The organism is Pseudoruminococcus sp., from assembly GCF_047012705.1.
Lineage (GTDB): Bacteria > Bacillota > Clostridia > Oscillospirales > Acutalibacteraceae > Pseudoruminococcus.
Genome location: NZ_JBKXNW010000001.1, coordinates 324,492 through 340,321, shown reverse-complemented (window position 1 = coordinate 340,321; position 15,830 = coordinate 324,492). Strand labels below are relative to the sequence as shown.

Sequence of the window (15,830 nt, the reverse complement as noted above, 5' to 3'; positions counted from 1 at the left end):
TTGCTTTAAGGTTGTGGTAAAATGAGAAAGGAATATTCTACTATTCTTTTAATAAGAATTATAAGGGGTTGATTTTATGAAATTAAAAGAGCTTATAAAGGATTTAAATTATACTCTTTCAGAAAACACAGATATAGACAACGAAAAAATTCTTGATACCGATATTTCAGATGTAATATATGATTCTCGTAAGGTGCAAAAAGATTGCCTCTTTGTCTGCCTCAGTGGTTCATCTTTTGACGGGCATAAATTCGCACAGGCTGCCGTTGATGGTGGTGCTATTGCGGTGCTTGTTTGCGAAGATGTAGAGGTTAAAAATGCACTTGTAATCAGAGTTAAGGATACAAGAGAAGCTCTTGCTTTGGTTTCAGCGGTATATTTCGGTAATCCAGCCAATGAACTTACTACAATCGGCATTACCGGTACTAAGGGCAAGACTACTACTGCATCTATGGTTGCAAATATTCTCACAGCAGGTGGCTTGAAAACAGGCATTATAGGTACTCTTGGAATCGTTATTGACGGAAAGGTTGAAGAAACAGCCAATACAACGCCTGAATCCTATGAGATTCAACGAGCAATGCGTAAGATGATTAATGCGGGCTGTAAGTGCGTTGTTATGGAGGCAAGTTCACTTGGCTTGAAATGGCACAGAACAGACGGTTTTATCTTTGACTATGCAATCTTTACTAATTTTTCACACGACCATATTGGCGGTGCTGAGCATAAAGATATGCAGGAATACCTCGATTGCAAGGCACTCTTATTCAAGCAATGCAAGGTTGGTATGATAAATATAGATGATGCAAAGGCTCAGTACATAATAGAACATTCATCTTGCAAGATTGAAACCTTTGGTTTCTCGAAGAATGCGGAGCTTATCGGTTCTGATGATAGACTTATCTCAAAGGCTGGCTATCTTGGAGTGCATTTCACTATTAGTGGGGTATTGAATACTGAGCTTGATGTCGATATTCCGGGCAAATTTATGGCTTATAATGCCCTTGCGGCAATATCTGTTTGTCGTCATCTTGTTTCCCTTGATGCTATCAAGGAGGGTTTGAATACTGTTAAGGTTAAGGGCAGGGTTGAGCCTGTGCCTGTTCCGGGACACTATACCTTGCTTATAGACTATGCTCATAATGCTCTCAGTATGGAAAGTCTATTAACTATCTTGCGTGAATATCACCCGAACCGCTTGATTACACTTTTCGGTGCGGGCGGAAACAGACCTCGTGACCGCCGTTACGAAATGGGCGAAATTTCGGGCAGACTTTCAGATTTATCCGTCATAACCGAAGATAATTCCCGTTTTGAAAATGTTATGGATATCATCGAGGATATAAAGGTTGGTATCAATAAAACAGAAGGCAAATATGTCGTCATTCCTGATAGAACAGACGCTATCCGTTATTGTATCGAAAATGCTCAGGACGGAGATATTATAGTTCTTGCAGGTAAGGGCCACGAAAATTATCAGGATAAGAACGGTAAGAAAACGCACTATGATGAGCGTGAAGTTATCGCTTCTATATTGGCTGAGAAATAATTGGAGGATAAATTATGATACCGTTAAAAGTTTCAGAAATTGCCAAAGCAGTCGGTGGAACTCTGCTTTGTGGAAATCCTGATACAGAAATCACAAGTGTTGCTTGCGATAGCAGAGAAGTTAAAAACGGAACACTTTTTGTGCCGATTCGTGGCGAAAAGGTCGATGCACATAAGTTTATAGACGATTGCCTGAAAATCTGTTCGGCGACTTTTACAGAATATGATGCTCCAGAAAAAGCCGAAAAGCCTTACATTAAGGTCAAAAATACTCTTACTGCACTTCAGGCTCTTGGTGCATATTATCGTTCAAAGTTTAATATAAAAATTATCGGAGTTACAGGCAGTGTCGGTAAGACAAGTACAAAGGAAATGATTGCTGCTGCACTTTCTCAAGGCTCAAATGTTTTTAAGACTAAGGGCAACAGAAATAGCCAGATAGGTCTTCCGCTTACTATGCTCGATATTATGCCTGAAAATGAAACTGCTGTTATCGAAATGGGTATGAGCGAATTTGGCGAGATGGAAAGACTCTGTGCAATCGCTAAGCCTTCTATGGCAGTTATGACTAATATAGGCACAGCTCATATTGAAAATCTCGGTTCAAGAGAAAATATTATGTCCGAAAAATTTAAGATAACAGGTAATTTCACTAAGGATAGCGTACTTTTCTTGAATGGTGATGATAAGCTTCTTATTACTCTTTATGGAAAACAGGATTTTAAGACAGTTACATTCGGTTTTGACAAGAATTGCGATTATCGTGCTGAAAATATTCGTGTTAATGGTATGAATACCATATTTACTCTTGTAAGTAAGAATGAAACCGAAGAAATAGAAATACCTACCCTTGGTGAGCATAATGTTAAAAATGCTCTTGCCGCTTTTGCAGTAGCTAAGGCTTGCGGACTTTCTACCGAGCTTATTAAAGCTGGACTTCTTACCTATAAAAATGCTCCTATGCGTCAGCAGATTCATAAGCTTGATGGCTGTACATTGATTGATGATAGCTATAATGCAAGTCCTGACGCTATGAAGGTATCGCTTGATGTTTTGAAATCCATTGATGCAACTAAGAGAATTGCCGTTCTTGCGAATATGCTTGAACTGGGTGACTATGCCGAAAGCGAGCATTTTTCTGTTGGTGAACATCTTGGCGAAATTGGCATTGATTGCGTAATCTGTATAGGAAATCTTGCAGAAAACATAGCCAAAGGTGCTTTGAGCAAGAATAAGAATGTTATTGCAAGGTGTTTTACGGATAATGCCTCTGCCCTATCTTACTTGAAAACACAAATTGTTGATGGTTGTGCTATTCTTGTTAAGGGTTCTCGTTCTATGCACACCGAAGAAATTTCTAAGGCGGTTATTACTGATAAGTCAAAATAAGCTATATTAAATTTTGTCATAGTGGAAGTAGAAATTATCACCTCAAAACCTTGTTTGTGATAAAATCTTAACTGGCAACGCTAACTTATGCCTTTCACACTTTTAGGAACTTAATCACTGCAAATGTAGTTAAGAATTAAACCACGAATCATCACGAACTGTGTATCTATGATTTAATTATAGCAAGATTATTTAGTTAAGTCAAGTTTATATACACTTATTGTGTGCATAAGCTTGGCTTTTTTGGTTAAACGATAAAATGTGGAATGGTTTGGTATTTGCGAGATAAGATTATTTATGCTGTCGAGGAAACTACCGATGTACTACCGAAAGGGCGTGCCGCCGCTGTCAAGACGCGGAATCGGTTTTGCGTTGCAAAACCTCGACATTTACGAGAGAAGTTAAGGGTTTCACCCTTAAAACTCACCAAAGGATCCGCCTTGAGCAAAACTTTTAATTATCTTGGGAAAGTCTGTTAGCTAGTTGGTAGAGCCGAACGGCATAGCCCGTTCGGCTACGGTAGTTACTTTATCCGCGTCAACAAATTTCCCATACTCATACCGAGCGATTCCGTGTCTTGGCTGTGGCGGCTCGCCACTGACAAGTTTGGAAGAAATTTTGCCAAGGGTACTTGACAAATTGCCAGAGCTGTGGTAATATATAGTCAGCCAAGAGAGATGGGCTGAATAAAGTTGTTTAAGGCGGTTCTTGAGTATGAATAAACAAGAAATACTTGCTAAAAACAAAAAAGATGGTCTCGATGAACGAGAACAAACCGTTTATAGCCGTTCATTCGGATTCGGTGCGGTTGTTGTGGCTGTTCTTTGCTTGGTATTTAGCGTTTACAAAGCCTTTCATGGCGAAAAATTTTTTGAGTTTGGTGCGATTATGACTGCATACCTCTCAACTACTTTCTTTTATCAATATAAGGATTTAAGGAAAACGAAATATCTGATTGCCGCATTTGCAACTTTGGTTATTGCGGTGGCTTGTATTATTGCGTTTGTGGTGTTTGAGTAATGAGTAAACCGTTGGAACTTCAAAACAAACTTAGAGTTGCCCGTGCAGAAAAAAAAATATCTCAAGGTGAGCTTGCAGATATGGTCGGTGTTTCTCGACAAACTATAAGCTCAATAGAAAACAATCAGTTTTGCCCGAGTGCAAAGCTTGCTTTACTTCTTTGTATCGCACTTGACAAAAGATTTGAAGAACTTTTTTTCTTTAATCTTGATGAATAATTTGCTTACTCCTAACTTAATCATAATTTTCTCCTAAAACAAAAATCCGGCTGTTCATTATGAGCAGTCGGATTTTTGTTTCTTTTTTATTCTGATTAACATAAAATAACCTGCCCTATAGATTTTATTGGACAGGTTATTTGGATTATTTTTCTTTTGATATATTTTTAAGGTCGGTATTTATATTTTTCATTTGAGCATAAACAGCCGATAATTTATAATCTCCCTCAATCATCTCTTTAATCTCTCTATCATTTCTATCATAGTTTGGTGTATCGGCGATTATAGTATCAAAGCCATTTGATGAATAGTTACAGGAAAAATCAATTTCTGTGTTTTGATATGTTTCATTTAGAGTGACATTTACCGTACTTTCACCTATATTTTTTACATACATTTTGCAAGTGTATTTTTGTGAGGCAACATCTTTATTGCTGAATTCGGCAGTACAGGAATTTAATTTATTAAATTTATAGGTAACATGGTCTTCATAAACAATAAGATATTTTTCCCCATTTTCAGTAACTAATTTCGTTTTATAGCCATTCTCTTTCAGTTTTTCTTCATATTTGGAGTAGTTTTCTATAATATTATTTTTGCTATTCATAAGCTCGCTATTATTACCCATTTGTATGATAAGCATAATAAACGGGAAAAGAATTATTATAAGCGCCAATAGAACAAGTACAGGCATTTTCTTCATTTATGAGCAACTCCCCAATATATTATTTATCTTATTTTAACATAGATTTTTGATATGTAAATATAAAATTGGAAATTTATTACTCTGTAAGGAATTTTTTGAGTACGGCGACAGATTTTTGAGCCGAGCTTTTACAGAAGGTCATATATTCAACGCTATCGTCTTCGTTACTCATACTGTCTGAAATTGAACGCAAAATGGTGAATGGGATATCGTTTATAAAGCAAACCTGTCCGATACTTCCGCCTTCCATCTCACAAACGATTGCACCAAAGTTTTTATTAAGCTTAATGCGTTCGTTGTTTCCTGCGATGAATCTATCACCTGTTGCGGTAATGCCGAGCTTTGGCTCTATGCCACAGCTTTCACAAGCGGAAATAATTTTTTCTGAAAGGGCTTTATTACAAGGGATTTTATCGTATTCACCGTTGTGGAGAAAAAGCGTTGCCGGAGCATCGCCGAGGGCGGTTGTATCCATATCGTGCTGAACTACTTCTGTGGCGATTACGACATCGCCGATTTTGGTTTCGAGAGATGTAGCACCGCCGATACCTGTATTTATGATACATTCAGGCTGATATTCAAGAATCATTGTTTGAGTGCAGACAGCGGCATTGACCTTGCCTATACCACACTTAGCAACGACACATTCTTTGTTACCGATTTTTCCTGAATGAAAGACTATTCCACTGATTTTTTTTTCTTCTTTATCGCTCATAGCAGAGATGAGTCCCTCTACTTCAATATCCATAGCACCTATTATTCCTATCATTTTTAGACTTCCTTTCTTAAAAACATTTTTTAACTGCCATAAAGAAGTGCATTAACTAATCGGTAGTTTAGCCCTCCGCGTGGACAAAACTTCCTATATTTGCTACGAGCGAGGCAAAGCCAAGCGATTACGCGTCTTGGCTGCGGCGTCTCGCCGCAAAGCTTTTGGCAGTCTAGGGGGAGTTTGTTAGCTACTGATTCTTTTTTCGATTTGTTTGACGATTTCTTCGGCATCGGCTAATCTCAAGTGTTTAACTGTATGAATCGCTTTTTCTTCATAATAGAGATAGACTCTGACATTGCAAAAGCCTGAATGTTGTTGAAAAAGATTTTGCCTGATTTCAACGAACTGTATGTGCTGATATGGGATTACATATTCAACGAGTGAAAGCTTTCTATATCCACAGAACATTGCACAGGTTTTATTATAGCCGATTGAGGAATTATAAAACGCATAAACTCTAAAAGCTATCCACCACGCAAGCGGAGCGAGAGATATTAATAGTGCGGTAAAATACAAATCGTCAAGCAACGGTACAAATATAAGCAGACTTACAGCTGCAAAAACTGTTGCCATAGCAATAAGCGGAACCATAATATATGAGAAAAGCCGACTTTTTTCGGGGCGTAGGCGTCTTTTATAGCGAGTGTCAAAGCCGACTATGCCCTTAATTGCGGAAGCAAGTTCTCGGTCGTTAGCGGCTATTGCAATAAGGCTTTTATCGCCCTTATCTTTGCCGGAGCCTACGGCGAAAATTCCCGCACTTCTCAGCTTGAGCATCGCCATAGAAAGTGTACTACTTATAGTAAGAGCCGAAATCTCGTGAATTTTTGTATAGCGTTCGTTTTTAACTCCGATTCCTCTTGTTATGGCAATATAATCGCCGATACGCTTTGAGGAAAATCTTGCGTATCTGAAAAATTGGAAAAGCATAGCAACTGCCCAGCCAAGCACAAGAATATTTGCGATAGTTGCCGCCGCCGGAGTAATGCCGACTGAAACAAGATTTGTTCGGAAATCGACAGATTTAATTACTATACTATTAAATTCTTTGCCGAGAATATTACCTGTCTTTTGGATAAGCGGTGCAAGCAAAAGTAAGCCCGTCATTGGGTTTGACCAAAGGGCTGACATAAGCACCATACGAAAATTTCCTGCGAGATATACATAGCTTGTTTTTAAGCCATCGAGCATTTTAATTATTATAAAACGAGCTTTACTTCTACGCATATAAAGGGAAATATCTCGCTTTTTGCTGAAACCTGCGGGTGTATCTATACTTATTCTCGCCGCATTAAAAATATTTGCAAAAATATTTCTATCGACAGTTATGGTTGAAACATTTTCAAACGGAACGGTAAACTTTCGCTTTATCAAAACTCCACGCTCAAGATATATACCGTTTGCCACTCTTTTATATCGACAGGTATTATAGAAAATAAATGCACCGGTTATAACGCCTATGGCATAAAGTGCAGAAATACCCATAGAACCGATTATTTCGATTGCGTTCTGCGGTCTGTATAATAGCTGCTGTATAACAGGTAACAAAAGGAGTAGTGCCGAGCCTGTCAATTTTGACAGCATAGCGAAAGGATGTTGTTTTTTAAGGCTTCTTTCTTTCACCACGCACCTCCTTTTTTGAAGGGTCGAGAGCTGATTTGATTTTTAGCGCGTCCTCGGGGGTGATATTTTGCAGGGTCTGAGCAGAACCTGCCGTCATAAATGACAGCGAACAGACGCCCAAGCTTCGCTGAATGGGTCCGCTCAAAGTTATAATATATTGAATACGCTCGGGACTAAGCGTACATTTACGCTTGATAAAAAAACCTTGCTCTATGGTAAGGTTTTTTCCGACTAAATAAAAATTTGTATGCTTATAGAGCTTTGGGCAATAAATAGTTATAGCCAGGATATATGCTATTATTATAAGAGTAGCGATAATAGATGATATTATTGGGAAAAACACGAATAAAGCGCCGAGAATAAACGCGGTGCCGAATAAAATAAGAGTGGCTCGTATACGCCAAACGAGGATTGAATTTTTAGAAGGTTTTTGTTTTTCCATAATAATCACCTTAAAAAATCTATGCTTAATAGTGTGGATAGTAAAATTTTTATCCTATTCCTTTAATATCTAAGGTAGTACATAATAAATCCAGAATCTTTTCATTTGGTTGCATTTTAATAGCTATATACGGTTTATTTGTCGCACTTAGCGTTGCTCTGCTCTTCATTCTGCTTATAATATCTGCAACCGCAGGCGTCTTTATATTTCTTACAAACATCATAGCATAGCCGTCACGCTGTTTAATCTCATAAATTCCTGAACTTTCTGCTTTACTTCTGACAAGCGCAATCGTGAGAAGTCCGAGTACGGATTTAGGCGGGTCGCCGAAACGGTCTATCAATTCGTCTGTGACATCGCTTAAATCTTCTTCTGTGCGGATTTCGGAAATTCTGCGATAAATCTCAAGTCTATGGCTGAGATTTTCGATATAATCTTCCGGAATATGTGCCTCGATGTGTATATCAACAAGGCAGTCTATATCTCTATCGGGATTTTCTTCACCCTTTTCTTCGCTGACGGCATCACCGAGCAATCTTAAATACATATCGTATCCGACATCTTCCATATGACCGTGCTGTTGAGCACCGAGGATATTTCCTGCTCCTCGGAGTTCGAGGTCACGCATAGCAATCTTGAAGCCTGAGCCAAATTCTGTAAATTCACGAATAGCTGAAAGTCGCTTTTGGGCGATTTCGCTTAGGACTTTGTTTCTTGTAAAGGTGAGGTAGGCATATGCACGGCGGGAGCTTCTGCCGACTCGTCCACGAATCTGGTGTAGCTGGGAAAGTCCCATTCTATCAGCATTTTCAATTATGAGAGTATTGGCGTTAGGCAGGTCAACGCCTGTTTCGATAATCGTTGTGCAGACAAGGACATTTATTTCGCCTTCGAGCATTTTTCGCCAGATTTCGGAAAGCTCGTTTTCGTTCATTTTGCCGTGTCCGAAACCGACCTTTGCTTCGGGAATATCAAGCTGAATCTTGGCGGCTCTTTGAGATATAGTTTCAACGGAATTATGAAGTACAAATACCTGACCGCCTCGGCGTAATTCTCGGCGAATTGCCTCGTTTATAACACCGTTATCTTGTTCGAGGACATAGGTCTGAACAGGGTGTCTGTCTTGCGGGGCTTCCTCTAAAACGGACATATCACGAATACCCGACATAGCCATATTAAGTGTTCTTGGAATAGGTGTAGCGGAAAGTGTGAGAACATCAATATTCTTACGCATTTCCTTAAATTTTTCTTTTTGGGCGACGCCGAAACGCTGTTCCTCATCAATTATGACTAAGCCTAAATCTCGAAACTCAACATCCTTGCCAAGAAGTCGGTGCGTTCCGACAATTATATCAATATCACCGTTTTTGAGCTTTTTAATGATTTCTTTCTGCTCTTTGGCGGTTCGGAATCTTGAGAGTAATTCGATATTTACAGGAAAACCTTCAAATCTGCGGAGAATTGTTTGGTAGTGCTGCCAAGCAAGAATTGTCGTAGGGACAAGCAAGGCACACTGCTTTGAATCCGTTACGCATTTAAAGGCGGCACGAAGTGCGACTTCCGTTTTGCCGAAACCGACATCTCCGCAGAGAAGTCTTTCCATAGGAACGGTTCTTTCCATATCTTCTTTGATTTCTTCAATACAGCGGAGCTGGTCTGGGGTTTCTTCGTATTCAAAACGAGCCTCAAAATCCTTTTGCCACTCGGTATCCTTTGGAAATGCGTGACCTTGTGCTTTCATACGCTCACTATAAAGCTTTATAAGCTCGTGTGCAATATCCTTAACGGCTGTACGTACTTTTGTTTTAGTCTTTTGCCACTCTGTGCCGCCGAGCTTATGGAGTTTTACGGTGCTATCCTCACGAGGACCGATATATTTTGCGACAAGGTCAAGCTGTGTTACGGGAACATATAGAACATCTTGTTTTGCGTATTTTATCTTGATGTAATCTTTGGTTACACCTTGGGTTTCTATCTTGTGTATGCCGTCAAAAATGCCTATTCCATGTATGGAATGAACTACATAGTCACCGATTGAAAGGTCGGTAATACTTGAAATTCTTTGACCGTTTGTATGCTTTTTGCGGCGTTTCTTTGTTGCTATGCTGACTTGACCATGTGTTATCAGGGCAAATTTAGCCGCAGGATATTCAAAGCCAGCCGAAAGACTACCAGCCGCAACATAGAGCTTATTTTCTCCGAGAGTAGAATCATTTGCTATAAAAACGGCATTTTTATCGTGAGATTTTAAATCATCGCAAAGGTTTTTTGCGGCTTTTTCTGTTCCGCATAGTACGACAACTGTATAGCCTTGAGCAAGCATAGCGTCTAAATCGTCACAAAGTATTGAAACAGAACCACTCCATATGGAAAGACGCTTGACGCTCATATTGAAAAGTTCTCGAAGTGTTAAGTCGGAAGTTCCCCTTGCAAAATTGTCTAAAAGGATAGTATTGCGGTGTTGAATATTATCGAGGTAATCTTGATAATCAAGCGAGAATGTATCGAGCCCTTTGCAGAGAGTTCCGTCCGAAAAGTAGTCTTTAATATCCTCGTGCCACTGCCACATAACGGATTTCATTCGTTCACGAAGATTGACTTGTTCTGAAACAAAAACAAGCATATCATTGTCGATATAATCAAATAGTGTTTCACTCTTAGGATAAATCAGCGAATAGAACTTGTCAATGCAAGGAAGATTGCCTGTATCTCTGAGAATATCACATTCGTTTAAAAGCTTTTCCTTTGCTATTGCGGAAGTTTTACCACGAAGTGAGGAGGCTTTTTTGGTAATTGCTTCTATGAGCTTTTCTTTATCGTTGATAAGGATTTCCGTTGATGGGGTGATTATGAATGAATCGCAGGTTTCTGTGGTTCTTCTTTGGGTTTCGGGGTCGAAATAGGAAATGTTGTCGATTTCATCTCCCCAGAATTCTACACGCATAGGTCTTGTTTCTGTTGTAAGAAAGAAATCAAGAATACCGCCTCTGACGGCAAATTGTCCTGTTCCTTCGACCTGTTCGGTGCGTTCATAGCCTGCGTTTACAAGTGAAAGCACAATTTTATCGAGCGGAATTTCATCGCCGATATGTGCGGATATAGTCGCAGCCTTAAGACTTTTACTTGGAATGGTATATTGCAATAAACCGTCAATACAAGCAACTATTACATCACACAGTTTATTTTGCAAGGCAAAAAGAGCGTGTATGCGTTGATGTTCGTATTCGTGCGAGCGTCCAGCCATATCATAGAAAATGAAATCTCTTGCTGGATAATAGAGTGCTTTAAGTCCTATAGCGGAAATATCTGCACAAAAGCTTTGAGCCTCTTGTTCATCAGCGGCAATTACAAGAGCGGGAGTCTGCTTTTCACGACAAAGAGAGTATATAAGGTGTGATTTATGGACAGTCGAAAGTCCCGTCACGCAAGCAGGCAGACGGGATAAATCGACAGCTCTTGAAAGCTCTCTGTATTCTGGAATTTTATAAAATACATTATCTAAAAATTTCATTTTTGTACCCTTTGGTTATGTTTTTTGATCCAGTCATCTTCCGATATATTTTTTCCTTCGGGTAATTGTTCTAAACATTGGTTAATTCCTTGATAAAAAGAAATCCAATAGTATTCAGCAAAAGCTAAACGATGTACATCTTTATAGTAATTATCAAATATAAATGGAACTTCTTGTAAAATTTTAATGTAGATTGTTTTATTATCATAGTCCATTGAATCATTTAATTTTGAGGCATAGTGATTTTGGTTTTTAAGCATAGATATATGACCATTTGAATCGAATATTCTGCCATATATATTATCTGAGCGACCTATATATGCACATTCACTATTTTTATTATCGTCCTGTATAAAAATCCCATAAACACCTCTAATAGGATTTCTTGGATCTTTAATTTTTTCATCAACAAAAATTTTTGTTTTCATATTTTGCTGTATCAATTTTAAAGAGTGATTTTTATTTGTCATATTTATTGCTCGTCCTTTATATTAATTTTATTTTATGAATTAAAGAGATTCATTGCCTTGTCAATCTGTTCATTTACCATATATTCAACGCTTTGTGCGGCATTTTCGGCAGCCTCGGTCAGGGATTTCATTTCACTTTCAGTGAATTTTGAAAGTACCCAGTCGGCTAATTCCCAGTGTGGATTTGGCTTTGCACCTACGCCGACTTTAATTCTCGGAAATTTGTCGCTTCCTGAAAGATAGATTATATTTTTAATGCCATTATGACCGCCGTCACTGCCTTTTCTGCGGATACGGAGTTTACCCGGTTCAAGGGAAATATCGTCAAATATAACAATAGTATGCTCAGGCGGAATTTTATAAAAAGCCATAGCCTCTGTGACGGCTTGACCGCTAAGATTCATAAAGGTTGACGGTTTCATAAGGAGAACACGCTTTCCGCCGATTGTGCCTGTTCCGCAAAGTGATTTGAATTTTAGTCTGTCCACCTTGATATCGTTTTTCTTTGCTATTGTATCGAGGGTGATAAAACCAGCATTATGACGAGTATTTTCATATTGAGAACCAGGGTTTCCAAGTCCGACGATAATATATTCTATGCTGCCTGTATTTTCAGTAGAATTTTTCTTTGAGAATAACATAATAATACAACTCCTAAAGCTAAGGTTAGTATCCTTAACATTATCTTTATAAGCACCAAAACCAACCCGATTTTTTAATCAGGTTGGTTCGGTGGAAATTATTCAAGAATTAAGTATATGTTTCATATTAAGTATTTTGGCTGAAATTCAGCTTATTTATACTGATTTTGCACTTATCTTAGAAAGACAAAAATTTCGCTCAAGCCTTTTTAAAGGCTTGCAGGGTCGAGGGACGGAGTCCCTCGTGGGTTTTAAGGGCAACGCACTTAACATTCTTTACTCCCTAATCGGTGGACATAGTCCACCGATTGGATTTTTTTGTTAGCAACATTAGTCATTAAGGGCGGACTTTGTCCGCCCTTAGAAGGCAAGACAGGTTAAGGGCTTCGCCCTTAAAACCCACCAAAGGCTCTGCCTTTGGAATCCGCGAGCCTTTGAAAAGGCTCGAGCGAAACTTTTAGGTGTCTTGGGAGAGGCGGCTCGCGGCTCGCCGCTTATTCGTCTTTACCGCAGCATTTCTTATATTTCTTACCGCTTCCGCATGGGCATGGGTCATTTCTGCCGATTCTCTGCTTTGCACTCTTGACAACAGTCTTTGAACGACCGTCAGAATCATCAGCATTAGTCATAGTAGGCTCTGCAACCTGCTCGCGATGTGTATACTTTTCAGCGATATTTTGAACATCTTTTTCAGTAGTTTCAACCTCAACCGCAAGGTCAGCGGACATTGGTTCGCTGTCGTCTTCATTCACGGCAGAAAGCTCATCGGATTCAGCTTTTGCAGCCATTGCCGCAGCTTGTGCAGATGCCGCAGCTCTTGCACGACCCTCTGCTGCACGCTTGAGAGCGAGTTCGCGAAGTCTTTTCTGCTCTTCTGTTTTTTCGTGAATTTTTCTTGGGATAACAAGAAGCATCTTGACAGTATCTTCACGGATAGATGCAATCATAGCGTCGAACATATCGAAACCTTCGATTCTATATTCAACAACAGGGTCATGCTGTCCATATGCTCTAAGGCGGATACCGCGCTTGAGTTCTTCCATAGCGTCGATGTGGTCCATCCAGTAGCGGTCAACATTCTTGAGGAGGTAAACACGCTCAATCTCACGCATGGTTTCCTCCGGAATGAGGGTTTCGTTTTCTTCATAAAGTGTTTGACCGTATTCTACAAGCTTATTTCTGAGGTATTCTTTCTCGAGAGATTCAAATTCTTCATCATTAAACTCAAGGAATTCTTTTTCTTTATCTTCATCGAGGAACCAACCTCTTAAATGCTCTCTAAGACCGTCAAGGTTCCAATGTTCTTTATCATCGCCTGAGAGATAAAGGTTGACAGCGTCTGTGATAACATCAGTAACCATTTTAAGAATAGTTTCACGAAGATTTTCGCCGTCGAGAACTTGGTCACGCTGACCGTAGATAATCTCACGCTGACGGTTCATAACATCGTCAAACTGGAGAACATTTTTACGGATAGCAAAGTTTCTGGATTCGACCTTTTCCTGAGCGCTCTGAATAGCATTTGTGAGGAGTTTATTCTCGATAGGTTCGTTATCAGGTACTTTCATAGTTTCCATAATCTTTGTGAGTCTGTCGCCTGCAAAGATACGGAGAAGTTCGTCATCGGCTGAGAGATAGAAACGGCTTGCACCCTTATCGCCCTGACGACCTGCACGACCACGGAGCTGGTTATCAATACGGCGTGATTCGTGACGAGCTGTACCCATAATGAACAGACCGCCGGCCTCTCTGACTTTTTCAGCCTCGGCGTCTGTTTCTTTTTTGTATTTAGCTTCAAGGGTTCTGAATGTTTCACGAGCTTTGTTGATATCTTCATTATCAGTTTCTGCAAAACCTGTTGCTTCGACAATAAGTTCCTCAGGAATCTTCATCTTACGCATTTCAGATTTTGCGAGGTATTCGGCGTTACCGCCAAGGATAATATCAGTACCACGACCAGCCATATTTGTTGCGATTGTAACGGCGCCAAGTTTACCGGCCTGTGCGATGATTTCAGCTTCTTTTTCGTGATATTTAGCGTTGAGGACATTGTGCTTGATACCCTTTTTCTTGAGCAATGCACTAAGAACCTCAGATTTTTCGATAGAAATTGTACCCACAAGAACAGGCTGACCGTTTTCATGAGCTTCCATAATATCATTTATGAGAGTTTCAAATTTGCCCTGTTCTGTCTTGAAGATAGCGTCAGGGAGGTCGATTCTCTGAACGGGCTTGTTTGTAGGAATTTCTACAACATCAAGCTTGTAGATTTCCTGAAATTCTGTTTCTTCTGTCATAGCAGTACCGGTCATACCGGAGAGCTTTTTATACATACGGAAGTAGTTCTGGAATGTAACTGTAGCAAGAGTCTTGCTTTCACGCTCAACCTTAACGCCTTCTTTAGCCTCGATAGCCTGATGCAAGCCTTCGTTGTATCGTCTGCCATACATAAGACGGCCTGTGCTTTCATCAACGATGATAACTTCTCCGTCCTTGACAACATAGTCAATATCCTTACGCATAATACCATGAGCTTTGATAGCCTGATTTATATGGTGCTGATATACAACATTTTCAGGGTCGGTGAGGTTTTCGATACCAAAATATTCCTCAGCTTTTTTAACGCCGAGTGGTGTAAGAGTAGCAGTTTTAGCTTTTTCGTCAACGATATAGTCTATGCCCTCTTCTTTATAGAGTTCATCATTATCTTCTTTGTTGTCGATTTCAACGAACTTCTTGCTTGTGAGCTTTTTAGCAAGCTTATCGGCTCTCTCATACATATCTGTTGACTTATCGCCAGGACCTGAAATGATAAGAGGAGTTCTTGCTTCATCTATAAGAATGGAGTCAACTTCATCGACGATAGCGAAAGCGTGGCCACGCTGAACCTTCTGGTTTTTATAGACAACCATATTATCACGAAGATAGTCGAAACCAAGTTCGTTATTTGTGCCGTATGTAATATCAGCGGCATAAGCTTTGCGGCGTTCATCATTAGAAGCATCGTGTGTGATAAGACCGACTGTGAGTCCGAGGAAACGATAAAGCTTACCCATCCACTCAGAGTCACGCCTTGCGAGGTAGTCGTTAACTGTAACGATATGAACGCCTTCGCCTGTAAGACCGTTGAGGTATGCAGGAAGTGTAGCAACAAGAGTTTTACCTTCACCGGTTTTCATTTCACTGATTCTTCCCTGATGAAGAACGATACCACCGATAAGCTGTACAGGGAAGTGACGCATACCGAGAACACGGTCGCCAGCTTCACGACAGACAGCGAATGCCTCAGGAAGAATATCGTCGGTAGTTTCGCCGTTTTTAAGTCTTTCTCTGAATTTTTCTGACTGCTCACGAAGTTCTGCATCAGTCATCTTTTTATATGTATCCTCTAAAGAAAGGATTTTATCAACGATAGGGTTAATTCTTTTAAGCTCACGCTTACTGTAATTTCCGAAAAAAGATTTTAGAAAGCTCATTATATCACCTCATA

Annotated in this window: 12 protein-coding genes; 4 read left to right on the top strand and 8 right to left on the bottom strand. The window is 39.7% G+C overall.

Features of this window, described 5'->3' with window-relative positions:
- The first annotated feature begins 76 nt into the window (after positions 1-76).
- From ACLU24_RS01575 to ACLU24_RS01560, 4 genes are all read left to right on the top strand, one after another.
- Positions 77-1,549 (top strand): UDP-N-acetylmuramoyl-L-alanyl-D-glutamate--2,6-diaminopimelate ligase, encoded by a 1,473-nt coding sequence (locus tag ACLU24_RS01575; RefSeq protein ID WP_412609845.1) that lies wholly within the window; start codon positions 77-79, stop codon positions 1,547-1,549.
- A 14-nt stretch (positions 1,550-1,563) separates the two neighbouring features.
- Positions 1,564-2,937, top strand: coding sequence for a UDP-N-acetylmuramoyl-tripeptide--D-alanyl-D-alanine ligase (locus ACLU24_RS01570; RefSeq protein WP_412609843.1), 1,374 nt, complete (start codon positions 1,564-1,566; stop codon positions 2,935-2,937).
- Positions 2,938-3,651: 714 nt separating this feature from the next.
- Positions 3,652-3,957: a DUF6442 family protein gene (locus ACLU24_RS01565; RefSeq protein WP_412609841.1), complete on the top strand. Its 306-nt coding sequence runs from the start codon at positions 3,652-3,654 to the stop codon at positions 3,955-3,957.
- Positions 3,957-4,175, top strand: a complete 219-nt coding sequence (locus tag ACLU24_RS01560; RefSeq protein ID WP_022265400.1) for a helix-turn-helix transcriptional regulator — start codon at positions 3,957-3,959, stop codon at positions 4,173-4,175. Before ACLU24_RS01565 ends, ACLU24_RS01560 begins: the two co-directional genes overlap by 1 nt.
- 145 nt (positions 4,176-4,320) lie before the next feature.
- Here ACLU24_RS01560 and ACLU24_RS01555 read toward each other — a convergent pair whose 3' ends face one another.
- From ACLU24_RS01555 to secA, 8 genes are all read right to left on the bottom strand, one after another.
- Positions 4,321-4,878 carry a hypothetical protein gene (locus ACLU24_RS01555; RefSeq protein ID WP_412609840.1) on the bottom strand — a complete coding sequence of 186 codons (558 nt, stop codon included), beginning with the start codon at positions 4,876-4,878 and terminating at the stop codon, positions 4,321-4,323.
- 79 nt (positions 4,879-4,957) lie between these two features.
- Complete coding sequence (locus tag ACLU24_RS01550) at positions 4,958-5,650, bottom strand: 5'-methylthioadenosine/adenosylhomocysteine nucleosidase (protein ID WP_412609838.1); 693 nt, start codon at positions 5,648-5,650, stop codon at positions 4,958-4,960.
- Between the two features lie 186 nt (positions 5,651-5,836).
- On the bottom strand, positions 5,837-7,276 hold the full coding sequence (locus ACLU24_RS01545) for a PH domain-containing protein (RefSeq protein ID WP_412609836.1): 1,440 nt from the start codon (positions 7,274-7,276) through the stop codon (positions 5,837-5,839).
- Positions 7,257-7,718 (bottom strand): PH domain-containing protein, encoded by a 462-nt coding sequence (locus tag ACLU24_RS01540; protein ID WP_412609834.1) that lies wholly within the window; start codon positions 7,716-7,718, stop codon positions 7,257-7,259. Before ACLU24_RS01540 ends, ACLU24_RS01545 begins: the two co-directional genes overlap by 20 nt.
- 49 nt (positions 7,719-7,767) lie before the next feature.
- Positions 7,768-11,229 carry a transcription-repair coupling factor gene (gene mfd, locus ACLU24_RS01535; protein ID WP_412609832.1) on the bottom strand — a complete coding sequence of 1,154 codons (3,462 nt, stop codon included), beginning with the start codon at positions 11,227-11,229 and terminating at the stop codon, positions 7,768-7,770.
- Positions 11,226-11,699, bottom strand: coding sequence for a GIY-YIG nuclease family protein (locus ACLU24_RS01530; protein ID WP_412609830.1), 474 nt, complete (start codon positions 11,697-11,699; stop codon positions 11,226-11,228). Before ACLU24_RS01530 ends, mfd begins: the two co-directional genes overlap by 4 nt.
- A 32-nt stretch (positions 11,700-11,731) precedes the next feature.
- Complete coding sequence (pth, locus tag ACLU24_RS01525) at positions 11,732-12,340, bottom strand: aminoacyl-tRNA hydrolase (RefSeq protein WP_412609828.1); 609 nt, start codon at positions 12,338-12,340, stop codon at positions 11,732-11,734.
- A gap of 494 nt (positions 12,341-12,834) precedes the next feature.
- Entirely contained in the window at positions 12,835-15,816 is a 2,982-nt protein-coding gene (secA, locus tag ACLU24_RS01520; RefSeq protein WP_412609826.1) for a preprotein translocase subunit SecA, read from the bottom strand.
- Between the last annotated feature and the right edge of the window lie 14 nt (positions 15,817-15,830).